Consider the following 19,629-nt stretch of genomic DNA (forward strand, 5'->3'; position numbering starts at 1 on the left):
AACTATCTCCTAGCATTGAAATACTGAATTTTTCTACCTAGGATAAAAGACCGCCAAATTTAATTTGCCTTTACTTTGTCACAAGATTTGATGAAAAATGCCCTGACTTTGTGACAATAGTAAGATAATTTACCTTGGCTTTGTGACAAAAATCAAGAGCGTTTTTTTATCTCTTCGTAATGGTGTGCTTGCAAAAAAAAGTCAGCACTCCTACTATAAATAGCTAATGCAAGAAGCCCACCAAGAATTGCAAAGAGATCCAAGTGCTACGTAAAAGTCATTTGAAAAGCGTGATCTCGATGCGAACTTTTAGATTGTAAGCTTAAAATATTTACTCATTTTCAGTAGAATTTCAAGTGAACAGTACTTACTTTAAAAAAATCCTACGCTAGTGGCCCGCATTCTTCTCCTCCTAATCTCCATATTCCTTATTGACTGGTATTCCTATCAAGCTTTCAAAACGGTATTTCCCCAGCAAAGCTGGATTAAGATTGGATTTTGGGTCTTTTCTATTTCCGTATACCTGTTTGTAGTCTATGGTTTTCTGACCTTCAGCCGTGGTAATCTCAGTCTGAACTTTGGAAGAATGATTTCCCTATTGGTATTGTCCCTGATTCCAAAGCTCATCGTTCTTGGTTTCATGTTTGGAGAAGATATCTTGCGCTTTCTTTCAGGGATATTTTATTCTGTCGCGGGCAATCAGGAAGGCGATTTTCTTCCGGATCGCAGAAAATTTGTAAGCCAAGCCGCTTTAGCATTATCCGCAATTCCTTTTCTGGGAATCCTGCACGGAGTGTTAATAGGAAAATACCGCTACCGTGTCGTGAACCATACGCTGGAGTATGATGACCTGCCCGAGGAATTTGACGGATTTACGATCACTCAGATTTCAGATATACACTCCGGGAGTTTTGACAACAAAAAGAAACTGGACTATGGCATTGAGCTGATCAACAAGCAAGCATCCGATGTTATCCTATTTACAGGTGATTTGGTTAATAACCAAGCGAAAGAAATGGAGCCTTGGATAGATACTTTCAAAAAGTTAAAAGCTCCAATGGGAAAATACTCCATCCTAGGAAATCATGACTATGGGGATTATGTTGCTTGGCCCAGCAAGGAAGCCAAAGAAGCTAATATGCAGCGTCTATATGAAATCCAAAAAGAACTTGGATTTCAGCTCTTACGCAATGAAAGCGTGGAACTCAGAAAAGCGGAAGCAAGCATAATTCTGATCGGAGTGGAGAATTGGGGAAAGGGATTTGGGCAATATGGAGACCTCAAAAAAGCTGCTGCAAACCTGAGCGATGAAAGTTTTAAAATATTGATGAGCCACGACCCGTCCCACTTTGATGAACAGGTAAAAAATTTCTCCCAATTTATCCATTTGACTTTGAGTGGTCATACCCATGGGATGCAGTTTGGGATAGAGATCCCCGGTTTTGTCAAATGGAGCCCTGCCTCACTTCGCTATCCTAAATGGGCTGGACTGTATGAAGAACTTGGCCGGTACTTACATGTCAACCGTGGATTTGGATTTTTGGCCTTTCCTGGGAGGGTGGGTATTTGGCCGGAGATTACGGTGCTAACACTGAAAAGGAAGTAGTATTGGCTGGTCGGAATTTGTAATCCGTGTTGCCTATAAGACAGCGCCTAACCGGTAAGCTTTTTTTTAGGGCGAAAAAATGCTTTTCCCTGGAAAGAAATTCTTCGGGGATGATTATCTCTTTAAATTCCTTATGTCTTTAAATCAGAAGATGGTCTTCATCAAAGTCTACCATATCTACTAAGCCTATAAATTCTCTATCATCCAAAGTAATGATATAGCAGGTATCAAATAGTTGAGGCATTTTTAAAGACCTGGGATTCTTTATATCTACAAGTATTTCTTGGAGGTTGAGATCCTGGGGTTCTTTAATTTCCTGATTACATCCTGAAACAATCAGGAAAAAAGTTGGAGCAAACAAGATTAAAAACCGCCTCATTGAACTGAACCTATAAAAAATAAAAGCCTCCTCCAAGTCCGTATACAGGCTTGAAGAAGGCTTTAGCATTATTAACAAACCTTCGAGGTCTTGAAGGCCCAAACGTTTATTTCAAATTCTTATACCGGATCCGCTTCGGCTCCACATCGCCCAAACGCTTTTTCTTATTCTCTTCGTAGTCGGAGAAGTTCCCTTCAAACCAGACCACTTGAGAATCTCCTTCAAAAGCTAGAATATGTGTACAGATTCTATCCAAGAACCATCTGTCGTGGGAGATTACCACTGCACAGCCTCCGAAGTTTTCCAAAGCTTCTTCCAGTGCACGGAGTGTGTTCACATCCAAGTCGTTGGTAGGCTCATCAAGAAGCAACAGGTTTCCGCCTTCTTTCAGCGTCAACGCTAAGTGGACTCTATTTCGCTCTCCACCGGAAAGAACCCCAACCTTCTTCTCCTGATCACCTCCGCCAAAGTTAAACTTACTCACATATGCCCGTGCATTCACTTCCTTGTTGCCAAGCATCATCAGTTCATTTCCTTCGGAGATCGTCTGATAAACTGTCTTATTTGGGTCAAGGGAATCATGGCTTTGGTCCACATAAGCTAATTGCACCGTTTCACCGACTTCAAAATTCCCGGCATCCGGTTTCTCTTGTCCTGTGATCAATTTGAAAAGCGTGGACTTACCCGCACCGTTTGGCCCGATCACACCGACTATCCCGCCTTGAGGCAAAGCGAAAGTCAGGTTTTCGAAAAGAAGCTTATCCCCAAAGGCTTTTGAGACTCCGTTTACTTCAATCACCTTCGCCCCCAGGCGAGGTCCCGGCGGGATGAATAGCTCAAGTTTTGCTTCCCTTTCTTTAGATTCCTCTCCCACCAATCTGTCGTATGCACTCAGACGAGCTTTCCCTTTAGCCTGACGGGCCTTCGGTGTCATCCTGATCCACTCCAACTCCCGTTCGAGTGTTTTCTGACGCTTGGATTCTGTTTTCTCTTCCTGCTTTAAGCGGTTTTGCTTCTGATCGAGCCAAGAGGAATAATTCCCTTTCCAGGGAATGCCCTCACCGCGATCCAACTCCAGAATCCACCCTGCCACATTATCCAGGAAATACCTGTCGTGGGTAACGGCAATAACGGTTCCCTTATAATTCTGCAAGTGCTGCTCCAGCCAATGCACCGATTCTGCGTCCAGGTGGTTGGTCGGTTCATCAAGTAGCAACACATCCGGTTCCTGTAAAAGCAGACGGCACAAGGCTACTCTTCTCTTTTCCCCGCCGGAAAGGTTAGCTACGTTAGCATCACTAGGCGGCAGTCTGAGCGCATCCATGGCTTTATCCAGCATCACGTCAAGCTCCCAGGCATTTGCTGCGTCCAGTTTCTCCTGTACCACTCCCTGCTTCTCGATGAGCTCATTCATTGCTTCAGGATCTTCCATCAAAGCCGGATCCATGAATTTCTCATTGATTTCTTCAAATTCCTTCAGCAGGGCCACGGTTTCAGAAACTGCCTCTTCCACGACTTCTTTTACTGTTTTGGTGGGATCGAGTTTTGGTTCCTGTTCCAGCATGCCCACTGTGTAGCCTGGAGACCAAACTACTTCTCCCTGAAACTCCTTATCCATTCCTGCAATAATCTTCAAAAGGGAAGATTTACCGGAACCATTCAAACCCAGAACTCCGATTTTGGCTCCATAAAAAAATGAGAGGTAGATATCTTTGAGTACTTTTTTCTGTGGCGGATAAATTTTTGAAACTCCTGCCATGGAAAAGATGATTTTTTCTGCGCTCATGCGTTATATTTTTACTTTAAAATTGCACTAGAGATCAAAGATGGCAAAAAAACCGCTTTCTTAGGATAAGTGCTTTTGAATTAATTAATTTGCGGAAAATCGAAAACCGCCAACTAACCTACTGTATAACAATGGAACATCCGTATGGATATATCAAGGAAAACAAAGTCTATTTAAAGGGTTTTTTGGGTCAGGAAGACAGAATAATAGGTGAAGTAAAAGAAGATGAGGCCTCTACAATCAAATATTTTGAGGAAAGATTTGAACAACTCAAAGAGAAAGTAGCCAAACTTAAAAATGATATTCAGGAAAATCAGAACAAAGGTTCATTCCTGATGAAACTCATCCATCTAAGAGAATCTCTGATGCAATCTGATGCATTGGGGGATTTTGAGCCGCTAATCAATGACCTTAGCCAGCAAGAGGAATATCTCAACGAAATTATTCAGGTAAACCGTACCAAAAATCTTGAGGTAAAAAAAGGGTTGATCCTAGAAGCTGAAGAGAGAAAAGATGATACTGACTGGAAAGAAACCACCGAGTTTTATAAAGAACTCAAGCTTCGTTGGATAAAAACCGGTCCTGTGGAAAAGGAACTGCAAGAAGAAGTAGAGAATACATTTAATGCGATCGTTCAACACTTCTTTGAAAACAGGAGGCATTTCTTCGAAGGTCTTGCCCTTCAGGCAGAAGAAAACATCAAAGTGTATGAAGCACTGGTAGTCCAGGCCAGAGAAGCGCATGATTTTCCTGATGCGAAGATTGCCTTTGACATTTCAAAGAAAATCCAACGCCAATGGAAAGAGGCAGGCAAGGTACCAGCGGAAAAGAGACAGCCACTTTGGGATGAATTCTCCAAATTGAACAACAGGATATTCTCACGGTATAAAAGAACCCTCCAAACTGGACCTCAGATGAATCCTCGGGAACTGATGCGGAAGGTGGAGACTTTAACCGAAGAGATCAAAGAACTCTCGGCAAAACCCTCCTCCTATGAACTTATCGGGAGAGCCAAAGCGATTCAGGAAGAATGGAGGAAACTTCCTCCCCGCAAACCAAGAGAGGCAAATCTGCTTGTCCGATCATTCCAATTCTTCTCGGATATCGTATTTGAAAAAGCTTTTCTGGAAAAACTTGTCCATGGAAAATATCCCGACTTTGATGAAAAACCCGAATCTGAACAAATTCAGATAAAAACGGCTTTATTAAAAGATTTGCTGAAAAGAGATCAGACTGAGCTGGAAGCGGCACAAAACAATACGGAGAATTTCCGCGTTCAGTCAGCTGATTTTGATGTAATGATGAAGAAAAAATTATTCGCGGTGAAGAGGAAAGTTGATGTGAAAAATTATATTTTAAAACAACTTTCTTTTAAATAGTCTGTACAACGCTGAATATTTCAAAAAAAGAATAATTTTGCAACCCTTAAACTCCGGAACTCCTTTAAAATAAACATTATGTACTGGACACTTGAATTAGCATCCTATCTAGAGGACGCACCCTGGCCAGCCACCAAGGATGAATTAATTGATTATGCCATCCGATCCGGCGCACCAATGGAAGTAGTAGAAAATCTACAAGAATTAGAAGATGATGGTGAACCTTACGAGACCATCGAAGAGATTTGGCCTGATTATCCAACCAAAGACGACTTCTTCTTCAACGAAGATGAATATTAAATTTAAGCCCTGAGAGATGCAGGGCTTTCTTTTTTAGTCTGATTTGGTTTTACCAGAAAGTTCACTGAAACCAGCGCTGGTTGAAAGTCTCACTACCTTGGACCTAAATCATCACAATCTTCGGACTACCTTTCAGTGATCGCAGGCTGTTATTACTACTATCAATCTAATATTCAAGGCAATACCGAGCAAAGTCGAAGTCTGATTATGAGATTTTAAAATGCAAAGCAGCCTGAAGACAGCATTGTTAAAGGCACAAGTCAGGAAGACTTGTGCCAAATACCATCCATCCCCTGAAAACTGCGACTGTTAACTGTTCATTTTCATTTCCTACAATCCCAAAACCTGTCTCAGCCGGGAATATCCTGTCTTACTTACCGGAACCTTCTTACCACCGCGCAACATCACCAGATAATTATCCCGCTCATAGGGTTCGATTTTGGTAATCTCATTCAGATTAATCAGGTAAGATCTGTGTACACGCACAAACTTTGCTGGATCAAGGGCTTCCTCTAGGGACCTCATGGTCATCTTCTTCAAGTACTTGCCAGTAAGTGCATGGATGGCTATGTAATCATCTTCGGCCTCGAAAAAACTCACTTCATGCGTTGGAATGATTTTGATTTCGTTCTTGACCCTAACGACAAGACGGTTTCTTTTCTCTGCCAATTCGCTAAATTTCTGAACATTTTCTATCCCACTCCCTTGTTGGGCAAGGAATTTCTCTATGGCCCGGGAAAATCTATCCAGGGAAAATGGCTTGAGTAAGTAGTCAATGGCCATCGTATCAAATGCTTTCAGGGCATATTGGTCAAAGGCGGTAGTAAAGATTACAGCAGGTGGATCATCCAATAATTCCAACATTTCAAAGCCCGTGATTTTAGGCATCTGCACATCCAGGAATATCAGATCAGGTTCATGCTCCTGGATAGCTTTAAGACCCTGGAACCCATTCTGACATACAGCTGCAAGTTCAAACTGAGGAAAATCCGCTAAAAATTCCCGCACAATACCCGCCGCCAAAGGCTCATCATCGATGATTAACGTCTTGATCATTTCTGTTGGGGGATTTTTAAAATTACGGTGAAAAGTGAATCATGTGCTTTGGACTCCAGCAAATCCTTTCTGCCAAAAAGCAAGAACAATCTGCGGTCCACAGAGCTCAATCCAAAACCTGCTCCTTTTGGCGCAGCCACATCAGGATCATAGGGATTCTCAATTTTCACCATCAAATAATTCTGCTCCTTCATTGCGTGGAGCGTTATTTTAACTTCTTCAGTGATACCGTAAAGTCCATGTTTAATGGCATTTTCGAGTAAAGGTTGTATCAGCAATTGTGGTAAACGCAGCTGCTTTACTTCTTCATTAACTTCAAAAACCACATCCAATCTATGTCCAAACCGCACACGTTCGATATCAAGATATAGCTTAAGATAGTTCAGTTCCTCTTCAAGGCTAAGCCACTGCCGGTGATCCTTTCGTATAGTTCCACGGAGAAAATCCGAAAGCTGAAGCACCATCTCTCTGGCTTTGGCAGGCTGTAAAACCGTCAACGCACTGATAGAATTGAGACTGTTGAATAGGAAATGCGGCTGAAGCTGTTGTCTCAGTTGTGTCAATTCTGCTTCCCGGGATAGCTCATTCATCATAGTTTCCCTATTTTTGACCTCTTTTTGCTCTTCGAGTTTGGATACTGCCAAAGCCAAAACTGCTACAAAAATTTCAGCAATTCCAAGAAAAGTCCAGCGCAGAAGAAAATTTTCACGAAGAAAAATCCAATATAATTCATCCTCATCAAAAATCCACTTCAGGACCTGGTAGTGAAAATAAATTGCCACAAAACTATACAGCAGGGGAAATAGTAAAAGCATGCCGTTGTTACGCCCTGAAGGAACATAAAAATTGAATGTTCGGTCTATAATTGTGACTCCAAAAATAAAAATTAATGCAAAAACCATGGCATCTACAATCGCTGTAGATTGGCGAACACCATAAAATGCGAGCAACCCAAACGTGCCAAGGAACCAGATTACTCCGGCTCCCTGGACAATCCATTTACTTTTGGCGGGGCTGGAAAATGCTCTTGAGAACAAAAGATTGGAGTTTTGGGTAAGGAATTTCGTTAATAAGATTTGATTTCCAAACCTCCGAAGAAAACAGTTCCCCGAACCACCAAGACTTTATCCTGATCTACCTCAGACTGACGATAGACACGCTTATCCTCCACTCCTGCAGCAATATTTGTCACTTCCACGCGAACATCCCAGTGAGGGGGTACTACCAGTTTGATTGCCCCAAATATCACATCCACCTGTAGTGTCACCATCCCTGAGAAGTCCGATTGGGTCAGATCCAGGTCAATTCCTCCAAATGCCGCAGTCAATTTCCCGCCCTGGAAATTCTTAGTTAGCATCCGCTTATTGATGCCGCTCATGATAGAATCTATAGATACACTATCTGAGTAGCTTGTACCGGACACCCCAGACATTCCTACATAAGATTTCTCCTGTGCAGATTGGTTGGTAAAAGAGGTCTTTTCGCCCTTATTGTAATCTTCTCCTAAAGTGGAGGAAGAAGTAGATTTAGCTCTGATTTTATCTTGGATATCGCTTAATACCTGCTGCTCTTTGCGCTTCTGTGTAATCAGATAAATTCCCACCATAATAAGTGCTATCGGAAATATGAAACGTTGAAGTCCGAAATGGAAATTAAATTCCCGCTCCAAAAGAAAGAACAATCCCAACCCTAGCATCAACACGCCAAAGAAGCTCTTGAATTCATGCTTGACCAGGGTAATCACCCCTATTGCAATCAATATCATAGGCCATGATAGTAGCCAATCTGGATAAAAAACATCCAGTTTCCTAAGTAAAATCAGGACACCGACAGCGAGAATTATGAATCCGAAGATCATTCCCCCATCATTATTGTTTATACGGTTTCGCTTCATATGTTTAGAATTTGTTTTTCAAGGCCATATGGAATCTCGCATTGAATAATCATCCCAGAGTGTGACTCTGAGTCATGCTTGATTTCATCGTTTTGTTGATTTATATGATGACCGAAAGTACCTAAAAGGTGCACAGTCTAAAACAAACAACTGGTCAATCAAGCCTAAAAGTCGGTGAAGCTCCCTAAAAAGTCGGTGAAATTTCAACCTGGAATTTTACCGATCTGACAATTGCTTACTAGCTAGAAACTCTGCGTAATCCATATCTTCCGGTGAGGTAAGCTTAATATTCTCAGGATTTCCCGAGATCAGTGTCACTTGCCAGCCTTGGTTTTCATAGACCGTGGCATCGTCGGTAAACTGGGGAAGTTCTGTCACAGCGAATGCCTTTTTGATCTTCTCTACCTGAAAAGTCTGCGGAGTCTGCACCAACCGGAAATACTGACGCTCTTCGTAGAATGATTTGCCGTCGTCTGTCAGCTTCCTGATTGAGTCTTTCAATGAAATCACCGCTACCGCACTTCCGGTGCGGTCTGCCACCTCAAAACTCTCTGAAATAACTTTATCGATGACAAATGGTCTCACTCCATCGTGGATTGCCACCAGTTTTGTTTCAGGATCGAGCGCTTTCAACCCATTTCTCACGGATTGAAATCTGGAATTCCCCCCGGCAACCAATCGATGGGGGAGTGTGAACTTATATTCCAAACACAGTTCCTCCCAGTACAAAAAATCATTTTCGGGCAACACCAAAATTAAATCAGTAGCTGGATCTGCACGATAAAAGGCAGAGAGCGTCCGCATCAATACAGGCTGCCCGGCAATCGGTAAATATTGCTTGGCCACTGGCCCGCCCATTCTAGTACCTCTTCCTCCTGCTACCAGGATTGCCGCTTTATCTCTCATAGTATTTTCCCGCAAAAGTAAGAACTCAGATCTCCGCGTGTTTTACTGCAAAGTTATATATGTGTGAAAATAAAAAAAGCTCCGTTTCGGAGCTTTTAGCATTAAAGGATCAACATCGCATCTCCGTATGAGAAGAATCGATATTTCTCTTTGATGGCTTCTTTGTATGCCTTCATTATCAAATCATAGCCACCAAAAGCTGCCGCTGTCATCAGCAGAGTTGATTCTGGTAGGTGAAAATTAGTGATCAAGGAATTTGCAATTTTAAATTCGTAAGGAGGAATGATAAATTTATCCGTCCAGCCCGCACTTGCTTTCAATCGGCCATTTGCAGTCACAGATGATTCTATAGTCTTCAAAGAGGTAGTGCCTACAGCTACCACTCTCTTTTTGGCATCCAATGACCTGTTTACAAGCTTAACAGTTTCATCAGGAATGCTATAATTCTCAGAATCCATTTTATGCTTGGTCAGATCTTCTACATCTACCTGACGGAATGTTCCCAAGCCTACGTGAAGTGTAATCGGGGTGACATCCACTCCCTGAAGCTCGAGTCTTTTCAACAAGTGGGGTGTAAAGTGCAAGCCTGCAGTGGGTGCAGCTACAGCACCTACATTTTTAGCGAATACAGTCTGGTACCTTTCTTTATCCTCTGCCTCTACTTTTCTTTCAATAAATTCCTTCAAAAGCGGGGTTTCCCCTAGTGTATCAATCGTCTTATAGAACTCTTCCTCAGTCCCGTCAAACAGGAACCGAATAGTACGGCCTCTTGAGGTGGTATTGTCAATCACCTCGGCCACTAGATCGGAATCACCAAAATAAAGCTTGTTGCCTACCCTGATTTTTCGCGCTGGATCTACCAAAACATCCCAAAGTTTCAATTCTGCATTTAGTTCCCTCAAAAGAAAAACTTCGATTTCAGCACCGGTTTTTTCTTTATTTCCGTACAATCTAGCTGGGAAAACTTTTGTATCATTGGTAACAAAGACATCACCATCACCAAAGTATTCAGTAATATCTTTAAAAACTCTGTGTTCAATTTCACCTGTATCCCGATGGAGTACCATCAATCTGGATTCATCCCGGTTTGCTGCAGGATAAAGGGAGATTAGCTTTTTTGGAACGTCAAATTTGAAATCCGATAATTTCATAGATAAATTTTAGATGTCTTGCGTGATTTAGAATAACTCTAAAAAATGCAAAGATACTAACAATATCAGGCAATTTCAGCTAACTTAACAAATTGTTTTAAACCAACTACAAAAACATGCTCTTTTTCAAACTCTCATGGGAAAGTTTTCGCTTCGCGATATCGGCATTGAAAACTAATCTGACCCGTACCATATTATCCCTTCTGGGAGTTACAGTGGGTATTTTCGCCATTATCGCAGTATTTACATTGGTTGACTCTTTGGAGAACAATATTAAATCATCCTTTTCATTTTTAGGGACGAATGTGATGCGGGTTGACCGATTCCCTTTTGCAAGTGGCCCACAGGACTATCCCTGGTGGAAATACTTCCGCAGGCCTCCAGGTACTGTCGCTGAATATGAATTCTTGCAGCAACGGCTTACCTCTGCAGAAGCTGTTACTATTTCAGCATCAGCCAATACTATCGTCAAAGCAGGGAGTAACGCCTACCAAGGCATGTCTCTCACAGGAGCAGTTTATTCCTATCAGGATGTATATGATTTCACCCTGGAAGAGGGAAGATATTTTACCCAGTCAGAGATCAAAGCTTCAAGAAACTTAGCTATTGTAGGGAGAAAAATCGCCAACACACTTTATCCGCAGCAAGAAATAATCGGTAAATCCATTAAAATAAAAGGGATGAAATTCACTGTGATCGGTGTGTTTGAAGAAGAAGGCGAAGGATTGTTTGACGCACCTTCGAAGGATGAGGCTTGCCTGATCCCTTACGGGGCTTTTAATAAAATGTATTATACCGGAAGAAACGGCATGGAGCCAACCATCGCGGTCAAAGGGCTGGAAGAAGACATAGGATTAGTTACCCTGGAAAATGAAATGACGGGGTTACTTCGTGCCAAAAGAGGCTTAAGACCAAGAGATGAAGATAACTTTGCTTTAAACAAAACAGAGTTCATACAGAATGCCATAGGATCTATTTTCGATGTAATCTCAGTCGCTGGCTGGGTAATCGGGGGATTTTCGATTCTTGTAGGTGGATTTGGCATAGCAAATATTATGTTCGTATCAGTTCGTGAGCGAACCAATATTATTGGTATCCAAAAATCCTTGGGAGCAAAAAATTACTTTATCCTGTTTCAATTTCTTTTCGAATCAGTTTGCCTAAGTTTAATTGGTGGGATCGCTGGAATTATTATTGTCTATTTCTTGACTTTTGTCCAACTGGGGAGTTTAGAAATCGTCCTCTCCTTCAAAAACATTATTTTAGGACTTGGGGTATCCACAATCATTGGAGTAGTTTCCGGGATAGTCCCTGCTACACTAGCCGCACGGATGGACCCCGTAGAAGCTATAAGAACTACATAAACCTGGAGATATTTAGGCCATAAACCAAAAAGAGGGTGATCAGCAATGAACACCCTCTTTTTAAGATATGAATCAGTCCAAATCCTGCGACTTATTCTTGCTCTACCGGAACACTTGATGCTTTGGAGGAAGACAAGCCTGATGCAGATTTTATCTTCACTTCAAGTTCATCCATCAATTCAGGATTATCCAATAGAAGTATTTTCACAGCTTCACGACCTTGGCCAAGCTTTTCGCCATTATAAGAGAACCAAGATCCTGCCTTTTTGATAATATCCAACTCCACCCCCAGATCAATGATCTCTCCTACCTTGGAGATCCCAAGCCCGTACATGATGTCAAATTCTACAACTTTAAATGGCGGTGCTACTTTGTTTTTTACCACCTTTACCTTAGTTCTATTGCCCAGTATATTATCAGCACTTTCTTTGATCTGCCCTATTCTTCGGATATCCAATCGCACCGAGGCATAGAATTTCAGTGCATTTCCACCCGTGGTCGTCTCTGGATTTCCAAACATAACCCCTATCTTCTCACGAAGCTGGTTAATGAATATACAGGAGCAACCCGTCTTGTTGATCGCACCGGTAAGCTTACGCAAAGCCTGGGACATCAACCTCGCCTGCAAGCCCATTTTGCTCTCCCCCATATCTCCTTCAAGTTCGCCCTTCGGCACCAAAGCAGCCACCGAATCAATTACTATAATATCAATAGCTCCTGAGCGGATCAAATGCTCAGCAATTTCCAGCGCCTGCTCCCCATTGTCAGGCTGGGAGATTAGAAGATTTTCAGTATCGATCCCCAGTTTTTCTGCGTAGCTCTTATCAAATGCATGTTCTGCGTCAATGAAGGCCGCTAATCCACCGGCTTTCTGCGCCTCTGCAATACAATGCAAAGTCAATGTGGTTTTTCCTGAAGATTCTGGTCCATAAATCTCTATCACGCGACCGCGCGGAATCCCTCCCACGCCCAGAGCAATATCCAGACCTAATGAACCGGTGGAGATGGCCGGAATATCTACCACCTTATTGTCGCTTAGCTTCATCACGGTACCTTTCCCGTAAGTTTTGTCCAACTTGTCGATGGTCAATTGCAGGGCCTTTAATTTCTCAGCGTTATTACTCATGCTTTTATTTTGTTAGAATCTATAGTTATATGAAAGTAATTAAACAGCAGGCTATAAGCAAGACGGCTACACCTATTGTTTTGAAAAGGCAAATTCGTAATTTTAATCGCCTTTCGGCACGTTTTTTCGTAATACCTTCTAGAATACTACTTAGTTTGTCAGGTATTGTCGCTTTAATTTATGAAACAAATCCTCGGATCAGTACTTTCTTTGATTTTTTTAGGCTTATCCTCACTGGTAGCACAGGAGCCTGAGCGCATCGGCCCTTATGGTTTTGGGGAAGAGCTTCATTTCGAAGTTTCCTATGGGTGGCTGAATCTTGCTGATGCAAAAATGCATGTTTCCAAAAGAGCCCAAGACCATAATGATAAACCCCATTATAAAATTGATGTGTATGGCAAGACTAAAGGGGCCGCCACTATATTCGGAAAAGTAAATGATAATTGGGGAACTTACATTGATATGGAAACAATGCTTCCGACAGTCTCTTATCGGCATATAGAAGAGGGGAAATACAGGAAGCATGAAAAGGTGTATTTCGACCACAGCAACAATACGGCCATCATGGAGCTGTATGACAAAGACAACAAACGCCTAAAAGAAACAAAGGAGTTTGATATTCCAGGACAAGTGCAGGATTTAGTCAGTGGATTTTACTTCTTGAGAACCCAGGATCTCCAAAATCTGAAGGAAGGGGAGTCAGTCAACATCAAGGGATTCTTTGATAAAGAAATATATAACATAAAGTTAATTTATGAGGGCACCGAGAAGATCAATACCAATATTGGGGTAAAGGAGACATACATTTTCTCCCCCAGGTTGCCAAAGAATAAATTATTCAGAGGTGAATACCCTGTGAAGGTCTGGGTAACAAAGGATCAGAACAAAATCCCAGTAAAAATCAAAGCCAACCTCTTCATCGGATCATTGAATTTAGACATCATTTCTGCAAAGGGATTGAAAAACAATTAATTCAAAATCTCATAACATTAACATAACATAGTACTGCTTTCTCCAAATATTCATATGATTTTCGCGCTAAGGACCTGGCATCGACAATCTATTGTTTGGCTTCAATCTTTAAATATTTCTTAATTTTAAGCCAAACATTAAGAAATCACTGATGAGCGATAAGCAAAAGATCAAAGTTCTGGTAGTTGACGACGAACCTGATATTGTTGAAATCCTGAAATACAATCTCCAAAAAGAAGGCTATGAAGTAGCTACTGCGGAAGACGGAGTGAAAGCGGTAAAGATCGCTGCAAAATTTTTACCTGATGTGATATTACTCGATATCATGATGCCTCACCAAGATGGTGTGGAGACATGCCTGCAGATCCGGCAGATCACCGAACTCAAGAATACCTTTATAATTTTCTTGACTGCCCGTATGGAAGAATACTCAGAAGTGGCGGCATTTGACGTGGGAGCAGATGATTACATCACAAAGCCTATTAAGCCAAGGGCATTGATGAGCAGGATTTCCGCCTTGTTCAGACGGGAGTCAAAAAAAGAACAAGAACAGATCCAGATCAAAATCAGGGATCTAACCATTGACCGGGGCAGCTATACTATTGACAAAGCAGGGAAGACAATCACGCTTCCCAAGAAAGAGTTTGAGCTGTTGTATTTCCTGGCCAAAAATCCTAATATCGTTTTCAGCAGAGATGAGCTGCTACAGAACATCTGGGGTGCAGATGTATTTGTATTGGCAAGGACCGTGGATGTGCATATCAGAAAAGTCCGTGAGAAAATCGGGGAAGACTACATCACCACGGTAAAAGGAGTAGGATATAAATTCGAATTAGGGCAATAAATGTTTACCACTTCCAGAGGAATTTCTTTGATCCTGGCTTTAGCCATTTCGGCTCTGGTTGCGGCTTTTTTGTCATTATTAGACGGAGCAAGTCCCAGCCTGCTCTTTGTTGCGTGGGGAGTATCATTTTCATCTTCCTACCTGCTGATCTCATTCATGCTGGAATTTCTTATTTTCAAAGAAATAGGCGACATCTATTCCCTGCTTGAAAAAATCCAGCGAAAAGACTTGTCTGAAATCAGTGAAAAGGGAAGAAAAGGATCAATTTCGCCCTTACGCAAAATCAATAAAGTCATCAATTCCTACGCCATAGCCAGGCAAAAGGAAATTGATACTTTACAGAAAAATGCTGTATTCCGTAGGGAATTTATTGCAGACATTTCCCATGAGCTAAAGACTCCGATTTTCGCGACTCAAGGATATATCCATACACTTTTGGATGGCGCCATTGACGACAAACAAGTCCGCATGCGGTTTTTGAAACGGGCGGCCAAAAGTCTCGATTCATTAGATATCCTTGTGCAAGATCTCCTTACACTCAACCAAATGGAAAGTGGGGTGATCAAATTTAATTTTGCGGAATTCGATCTAAAGGAACTTCTGGAGGAAGTAATGGAAGAGCTCGAACATAAGGCTTCAAAACGAGACATACACATTGAATTTGAAGTACAGCCAAACAAGCATTACCTCACCAATGGGGATAGGCAGAAGATTTATCGTGTCTGTCAAAACCTGATCTTCAATGCCATGAAATACAACCACTCTGGCGGTGAAGTAAAGATTTCTATGACTACACACAAAAACACTATTCAGGTAGATGTAACCGACGATGGGCAGGGTATTCCTCCTGAGGATTTGAAGCGGATATTTGAGCGGTTCTATCGTGTGGAGAAAAGTAGAAGCAAAAAAGAAGGTGGCACCGGCCTAGGATTGGCCATAGTCAAGCACATCTTGGAAGGTCATAAAAGTAAGATCTCTGTGAGTTCTACGGTGGGAAAAGGATCGATTTTTAGTTTTTCTCTTCCTTTGGTGAAAACCGACTCCCCTGAAGAAAAACTTAAAGTGGCAACGCTCTAAGAATAAAATCCACAGAAGTTTTTTAACCATTCATTTTTCTCTACTTTTGCAGCCTCAATTGAAGAGGCAGGAGAATCCATGAAGAAAGTAGATTTTGAAAACCTTATTCTGTTTGAAAACGAGGATTACCTGGTAATCAATAAACCGCCGTATCTGTCCAGCTTAGACGACAGACATGAGGCGCAGAACATCCTAGACCTTGCCAAGGCGCACACCCCCGATTCGCAACTGTGCCACAGATTGGACAAGGAAACCTCAGGATGTCTAGTGATTGCCAAGAATCCGGCGGCCTACAGGCATTTGGCTATGCAGTTTGAAAGCAGAAAAGTAAACAAGGTCTATCATGCAGTGGTAGAAGGGATCAAGGAATTCAGCAATGAGCTGGTGAACAGAAATCTCTTGGCCAACAACAAAGGAATCGCCAAAGTAAGTAAGGACGGAAAGCCCGCGCAGACAGTTTTCAATACCTTGAAGACTTATTACGCACACACACTGGTCGAGTGCAAGCCCATCACTGGGAGACTGCATCAGATCAGGGTACACCTGGCTTACCTGAAGTCACCCATTTGTGGAGACACTTTATACGGAGGCAACCCTTTATACCTTTCTTCTATCAAGCGTCGCTTCAATTTAAAAAAAGAGACAGAAGAATTACCGATTATGCAGCGGGTTTCGCTTCATGCTTATTCGATTGGATTTGAGGGTTTGGACGGCACGGAAATATTCGTGAATGCACCTTATCCGAAGGATTTCAAGGTTTTGGTCAATCAACTCGAGAAAACCAGCTAAGGTCCCCAAACGAAAAAGCAAGAAAAAAACCCGATTTATATTGGTTGTAAAAAGCTAAGCCTGTGAAAATTAGGGCTTAGTATTGGAAATATTTTGCATCAAAAATAAAATACTCCTATCTTTGTGTCCCTTTTTGAGGGTGAAATAAATTTAACAAGCTAAATATTAAACAGTTACACAGTGGATACTTTGAGCTATAAGACCGTATCAGCCAATGCCGCGACTGCAGATAAGCAATGGGTGGTAGTGGATGCCCAAGCAGCAGTTTTGGGTAGATTGGCTAGTGAGGTAGCGAAAATCTTAAGAGGTAAGACGAAGCCAAGCTTCACTCCTCATGCTGATTGTGGTGACAATGTCATCGTAATCAACTCAGACAAAATCAGACTAACTGGTGACAAGTGGGACTCCAAAGTTTATGTGAGACACACTGGCTATCCGGGCGGACAGCGTATTTCTACACCAAGACTATTGAAAGAGAAATCTTCTACAATCTTGATCGAGAAAGCTGTACGGGGCATGTTGCCTAAAAACAGATTGGGAAGAAAATTATACGGCAACTTGTACGTGTATGAAGGATCTGAGCATCCACATACGGCACAGCAGCCTAAAGCCATCACTCTTTAATCGTCTATTATGGAAATGATCAACAAAATCGGTAGAAGAAAAACCTCTGTAGCCAGAATTTACATGGCTCCGGGAAAAGGCGAAATCACCGTAAACAACAGATCTCTGGAAGTTTACTTCCCTTTTGATCTACACCAGATCGTAGTGAAGCAGCCATTGGCCCTAGTAGGCGTGGAAGGCAACTACGACATCCAGATCAATGTAGACGGAGGAGGAATCAAAGGTCAGGCTGAAGCAGCCCGTATGGCTATATCCAGAGCTTTGTGCGAATTTGACGCCGAGCACAGACCTGCCTTGAAAAAAGAAGGTTTCCTTACCCGTGATCCTAGAATGGTGGAACGTAAGAAGCCAGGACGTAGAAAAGCAAGAAGAAAATTCCAGTTCTCAAAACGTTAATCTGGATTTACTTCAGAATATACAAATTATATTATGGCCAAATTAGAATATAAAGACTTACTAGATGCTGGTGTCCACTTCGGACACTTGACGAGAAAGTGGGATCCGAGAATGGCTCCATACATTTTCATGGAGAAAAATGGTATCCACATCATCGATCTAAACAAAACGCTTGCTAGCCTCGACGAAGCATCTAATGCTATCAAGCAAATCGTACGCTCCGGCAAAAAAGTGATGTTTGTTGCTACCAAAAAGCAAGCGAAAGATCTTGTAGCTACTGAAGCGAAAAGACTGAACATGCCTTACGTAACCGAAAGATGGTTAGGTGGTATGTTGACCAACTTCGCTACTATCCGTAAATCATTGAAGAAAATGTCCGGTCTGGACAAATTGATGAAAGAGGAAGCTTACAAGAACCTTGCGAAAAAGGAGAGATTGATGGTTTCCCGTCAGAAAGACAAAATGGAAGACGTGCTTGGCGGTATCGCTGACCTAAGCAGACTCCCTGCAGCGCTTTTTGTAGTGGACATCAAAAGAGAACACATCGCTATTGCTGAAGCAAAAAAGCTTGGTATCCCTGTTTTCGCATTGGTGGATACGAACTCTAACCCAAATGAGGTTGATTTCGCAATCCCTGCTAATGACGATGCTTTCAAGTCCGTTTCTTTACTAGTTAAAGCGTTCGGCACAGCAATCGAAGAAGGTCTTTCAGAACGTAAGAAAGATAAAGAAGAGGCTAAACTTTCTGAAGAGGAAGAAGCTAAGAAAGCTGTGGACGCCGAAACAAAAGAATAATCCACAACTTGATTTGAAATAAATTAAAATTGAACATCAGGTTTCGGCCTATGTTCAATTTTTTTGTTTTAGCTGCATTGGCCTTGAGGCCCGGCAAGTAAAACTTTCCACTAAAACATAATCCGTTTAATTTTAAACTGACAATACAATGGCAATTACTGCACAAGAAGTAAACAAACTGAGACAAATGACCGGTGCCGGTATGATGGATTGCAAAAAAGCTCTTACCGAATCAGAAGGCGATTTCGAAAAAGCTGTGGACATCCTCAGAAAAAAAGGTCAAAAAGTATCGGCTTCCAGAGCTGATCGTGAGACTAAAGAAGGTGTAGCCGTAACTAAAGTAACTGAAAATGGCGCCAAAGGAACATTGCTTACACTGACTTGCGAAACTGACTTTGTTGCTAAAAACGAAGAATTCGGTGCATTTGCAAATACTCTACTTAATCTTGCTGTAGAAAATGGAGCAACTTCTGTGGAAGAAATCCTTGCCCTACCTTTCGAAAACATCACTGTAGCAGAGAAAATCACAGAAATGACCGGTAAGATCGGTGAGAAACTTGAAATCTCCCATTATGAAGTGATTTCTGCTGAAACAGTAGTTCCTTACATCCATTCTAACGGTAAATTAGGTGTATTGGTAGGATTGACTAATACAGGAGGTACAGACGTAGAAGAAGCTGGAAAAGACGTTGCAATGCAGATTGCAGCTATGAATCCAGTAGCTCTTGACAAAGACGGCGTGGATTCTTCTGTAGTAGAAAGAGAAATCGAAGTAGGAAAAGAGCAAGCCAGAGCTGAAGGCAAGCCTGAAGAAATGCTTGAGAAAATCGCTTTGGGTAAACTGAACAAATTCTACAAAGAAAACACCTTGTTGAGCCAGTCTTTTGTAAAAGACAACAACAAAACGATTGCTCAATACCTTGACGGCGTGAGCAAAGGTATGACCGTATCCGCATTCAAAAGAGTATCTATCGGTTAATCCGAAAAGGTCCTTAAACGTATAAAAAAACCTCTTCAAAATTAATTGAAGAGGTTTTTGCTTTTTAAATATAGGTACGCATTTCTACTGGTGAAAATACTAAAGCATTCTAGCATTAAGTCAACATTTATTCAATGCTGCACTTCTGCCTTCCGTTTTCGGTCTTCTTCCCGGGTGAGTAATGATTACCTGGTGAGTAAAGAAAT

The 19,629-nt window shown here is 41.8% G+C and carries 20 protein-coding genes; 12 read left to right on the top strand and 8 right to left on the bottom strand.

Annotation, left to right across the window (positions count from 1 at the left end; translation table 11 throughout):
- Positions 1-391: 391 nt before the first annotated feature.
- Entirely contained in the window at positions 392-1,606 is a 1,215-nt protein-coding gene (locus tag AS141_RS09520) for a metallophosphoesterase (RefSeq protein WP_057937417.1), read from the top strand.
- Between the two features lie 139 nt (positions 1,607-1,745).
- On the opposite strand, the gene AS141_RS09525 is transcribed toward AS141_RS09520, so the two are convergent.
- Together AS141_RS09525 and ettA are read right to left on the bottom strand one after the other, a co-directional pair.
- The gene (locus tag AS141_RS09525) at positions 1,746-2,087 is read right to left on the bottom strand and encodes a hypothetical protein (protein ID WP_157243420.1); all 342 of its coding nucleotides are present in this window, start codon (positions 2,085-2,087) and stop codon (positions 1,746-1,748) included.
- Between the two features lie 4 nt (positions 2,088-2,091).
- On the bottom strand, positions 2,092-3,771 hold the full coding sequence (gene ettA, locus AS141_RS09530) for an energy-dependent translational throttle protein EttA (protein WP_057937419.1): 1,680 nt from the start codon (positions 3,769-3,771) through the stop codon (positions 2,092-2,094).
- Between the two features lie 131 nt (positions 3,772-3,902).
- On the opposite strand from ettA, the gene AS141_RS09535 reads away from it, so the two are divergent.
- Positions 3,903-5,150, top strand: coding sequence for a DUF349 domain-containing protein (locus AS141_RS09535; RefSeq protein ID WP_057937624.1), 1,248 nt, complete (start codon positions 3,903-3,905; stop codon positions 5,148-5,150).
- A gap of 78 nt (positions 5,151-5,228) precedes the next feature.
- Positions 5,229-5,450, top strand: coding sequence for a DUF2795 domain-containing protein (locus tag AS141_RS09540; RefSeq protein WP_024284896.1), 222 nt, complete (start codon positions 5,229-5,231; stop codon positions 5,448-5,450).
- Positions 5,451-5,780: 330 nt separating this feature from the next.
- Here AS141_RS09540 and AS141_RS09545 read toward each other — a convergent pair whose 3' ends face one another.
- The 5 genes from AS141_RS09545 to queA all read right to left on the bottom strand — a co-directional run bounded on the left by AS141_RS09545 (position 5,781) and on the right by queA (position 10,457).
- Entirely contained in the window at positions 5,781-6,506 is a 726-nt protein-coding gene (locus AS141_RS09545) for a LytR/AlgR family response regulator transcription factor (RefSeq protein WP_057937420.1), read from the bottom strand.
- Positions 6,503-7,543 carry a sensor histidine kinase gene (locus AS141_RS09550; RefSeq protein WP_232424862.1) on the bottom strand — a complete coding sequence of 347 codons (1,041 nt, stop codon included), beginning with the start codon at positions 7,541-7,543 and terminating at the stop codon, positions 6,503-6,505. The genes AS141_RS09545 and AS141_RS09550 overlap by 4 nt, the downstream gene beginning before the upstream one ends.
- Positions 7,544-7,572: 29 nt before the next feature.
- Positions 7,573-8,400: a LiaF transmembrane domain-containing protein gene (locus tag AS141_RS09555; protein ID WP_057937421.1), complete on the bottom strand. Its 828-nt coding sequence runs from the start codon at positions 8,398-8,400 to the stop codon at positions 7,573-7,575.
- A 216-nt stretch (positions 8,401-8,616) separates the two neighbouring features.
- Positions 8,617-9,306, bottom strand: a complete 690-nt coding sequence (locus AS141_RS09560) for a 2-C-methyl-D-erythritol 4-phosphate cytidylyltransferase (RefSeq protein WP_057937422.1) — start codon at positions 9,304-9,306, stop codon at positions 8,617-8,619.
- A gap of 101 nt (positions 9,307-9,407) precedes the next feature.
- A complete protein-coding gene (gene queA / locus AS141_RS09565) occupies positions 9,408-10,457 on the bottom strand; it encodes a tRNA preQ1(34) S-adenosylmethionine ribosyltransferase-isomerase QueA (RefSeq protein ID WP_057937423.1) in 1,050 nt (349 codons plus the stop codon).
- A 116-nt stretch (positions 10,458-10,573) separates the two neighbouring features.
- On the opposite strand from queA, the gene AS141_RS09570 reads away from it, so the two are divergent.
- Positions 10,574-11,821, top strand: a complete 1,248-nt coding sequence (locus tag AS141_RS09570; RefSeq protein WP_057937424.1) for an ABC transporter permease — start codon at positions 10,574-10,576, stop codon at positions 11,819-11,821.
- Between the two features lie 91 nt (positions 11,822-11,912).
- Here AS141_RS09570 and recA read toward each other — a convergent pair whose 3' ends face one another.
- Positions 11,913-12,947 (bottom strand): recombinase RecA, encoded by a 1,035-nt coding sequence (gene recA / locus AS141_RS09575; protein ID WP_057937425.1) that lies wholly within the window; start codon positions 12,945-12,947, stop codon positions 11,913-11,915.
- 180 nt (positions 12,948-13,127) lie between these two features.
- On the opposite strand from recA, the gene AS141_RS09580 reads away from it, so the two are divergent.
- The 8 genes from AS141_RS09580 to tsf all read left to right on the top strand — a co-directional run bounded on the left by AS141_RS09580 (position 13,128) and on the right by tsf (position 19,423).
- Complete coding sequence (locus tag AS141_RS09580; RefSeq protein ID WP_057937426.1) at positions 13,128-13,919, top strand: DUF3108 domain-containing protein; 792 nt, start codon at positions 13,128-13,130, stop codon at positions 13,917-13,919.
- Between the two features lie 151 nt (positions 13,920-14,070).
- The gene (locus AS141_RS09585) at positions 14,071-14,763 is read left to right on the top strand and encodes a response regulator transcription factor (RefSeq protein ID WP_057937427.1); all 693 of its coding nucleotides are present in this window, start codon (positions 14,071-14,073) and stop codon (positions 14,761-14,763) included.
- The gene (locus AS141_RS09590) at positions 14,764-15,840 is read left to right on the top strand and encodes a sensor histidine kinase (RefSeq protein ID WP_057937428.1); all 1,077 of its coding nucleotides are present in this window, start codon (positions 14,764-14,766) and stop codon (positions 15,838-15,840) included. It begins immediately after the preceding gene.
- Between the two features lie 78 nt (positions 15,841-15,918).
- Positions 15,919-16,629: an RluA family pseudouridine synthase gene (locus tag AS141_RS09595; protein WP_057937429.1), complete on the top strand. Its 711-nt coding sequence runs from the start codon at positions 15,919-15,921 to the stop codon at positions 16,627-16,629.
- 180 nt (positions 16,630-16,809) lie between these two features.
- Entirely contained in the window at positions 16,810-17,253 is a 444-nt protein-coding gene (gene rplM, locus AS141_RS09600; RefSeq protein ID WP_057937430.1) for a 50S ribosomal protein L13, read from the top strand.
- A 9-nt stretch (positions 17,254-17,262) separates the two neighbouring features.
- Positions 17,263-17,649, top strand: a complete 387-nt coding sequence (rpsI, locus tag AS141_RS09605) for a 30S ribosomal protein S9 (RefSeq protein ID WP_057937431.1) — start codon at positions 17,263-17,265, stop codon at positions 17,647-17,649.
- Between the two features lie 33 nt (positions 17,650-17,682).
- Positions 17,683-18,444: a 30S ribosomal protein S2 gene (gene rpsB / locus AS141_RS09610; RefSeq protein ID WP_057937432.1), complete on the top strand. Its 762-nt coding sequence runs from the start codon at positions 17,683-17,685 to the stop codon at positions 18,442-18,444.
- 148 nt (positions 18,445-18,592) lie between these two features.
- A complete protein-coding gene (gene tsf / locus AS141_RS09615) occupies positions 18,593-19,423 on the top strand; it encodes a translation elongation factor Ts (protein ID WP_057937433.1) in 831 nt (276 codons plus the stop codon).
- Positions 19,424-19,629: the final 206 nt, after the last annotated feature.

This window comes from Algoriphagus resistens (assembly GCF_001442615.1).
Classification (GTDB): Bacteria; Bacteroidota; Bacteroidia; order Cytophagales; family Cyclobacteriaceae; genus Algoriphagus; species Algoriphagus resistens.

What these genes read in the sequence shown, in the direction of transcription:
- AS141_RS09585 (WP_057937427.1), top strand. Translation starts at nt 14,071, where the DNA reads ATGAGCGATAAGCAAAAGATCAAAGTTCTGGTAGTTGACGACGAACCT.
- AS141_RS09570 (WP_057937424.1), top strand. Translation starts at nt 10,574, where the DNA reads ATGCTCTTTTTCAAACTCTCATGGGAAAGTTTTCGCTTCGCGATATCG.
- queA (WP_057937423.1), bottom strand. Translation starts at nt 10,457, where the DNA reads ATGAAATTATCGGATTTCAAATTTGACGTTCCAAAAAAGCTAATCTCC.
- recA (WP_057937425.1), bottom strand. Translation starts at nt 12,947, where the DNA reads ATGAGTAATAACGCTGAGAAATTAAAGGCCCTGCAATTGACCATCGAC.
- AS141_RS09595 (WP_057937429.1), top strand. Translation starts at nt 15,919, where the DNA reads ATGAAGAAAGTAGATTTTGAAAACCTTATTCTGTTTGAAAACGAGGAT.
- tsf (WP_057937433.1), top strand. Translation starts at nt 18,593, where the DNA reads ATGGCAATTACTGCACAAGAAGTAAACAAACTGAGACAAATGACCGGT.
- AS141_RS09540 (WP_024284896.1), top strand. Translation starts at nt 5,229, where the DNA reads ATGTACTGGACACTTGAATTAGCATCCTATCTAGAGGACGCACCCTGG.
- AS141_RS09535 (WP_057937624.1), top strand. Translation starts at nt 3,903, where the DNA reads ATGGAACATCCGTATGGATATATCAAGGAAAACAAAGTCTATTTAAAG.
- AS141_RS09580 (WP_057937426.1), top strand. Translation starts at nt 13,128, where the DNA reads ATGAAACAAATCCTCGGATCAGTACTTTCTTTGATTTTTTTAGGCTTA.
- AS141_RS09545 (WP_057937420.1), bottom strand. Translation starts at nt 6,506, where the DNA reads ATGATCAAGACGTTAATCATCGATGATGAGCCTTTGGCGGCGGGTATT.
- rpsI (WP_057937431.1), top strand. Translation starts at nt 17,263, where the DNA reads ATGGAAATGATCAACAAAATCGGTAGAAGAAAAACCTCTGTAGCCAGA.
- ettA (WP_057937419.1), bottom strand. Translation starts at nt 3,771, where the DNA reads ATGAGCGCAGAAAAAATCATCTTTTCCATGGCAGGAGTTTCAAAAATT.
- rpsB (WP_057937432.1), top strand. Translation starts at nt 17,683, where the DNA reads ATGGCCAAATTAGAATATAAAGACTTACTAGATGCTGGTGTCCACTTC.
- AS141_RS09590 (WP_057937428.1), top strand. Translation starts at nt 14,764, where the DNA reads ATGTTTACCACTTCCAGAGGAATTTCTTTGATCCTGGCTTTAGCCATT.
- AS141_RS09560 (WP_057937422.1), bottom strand. Translation starts at nt 9,306, where the DNA reads ATGAGAGATAAAGCGGCAATCCTGGTAGCAGGAGGAAGAGGTACTAGA.
- AS141_RS09555 (WP_057937421.1), bottom strand. Translation starts at nt 8,400, where the DNA reads ATGAAGCGAAACCGTATAAACAATAATGATGGGGGAATGATCTTCGGA.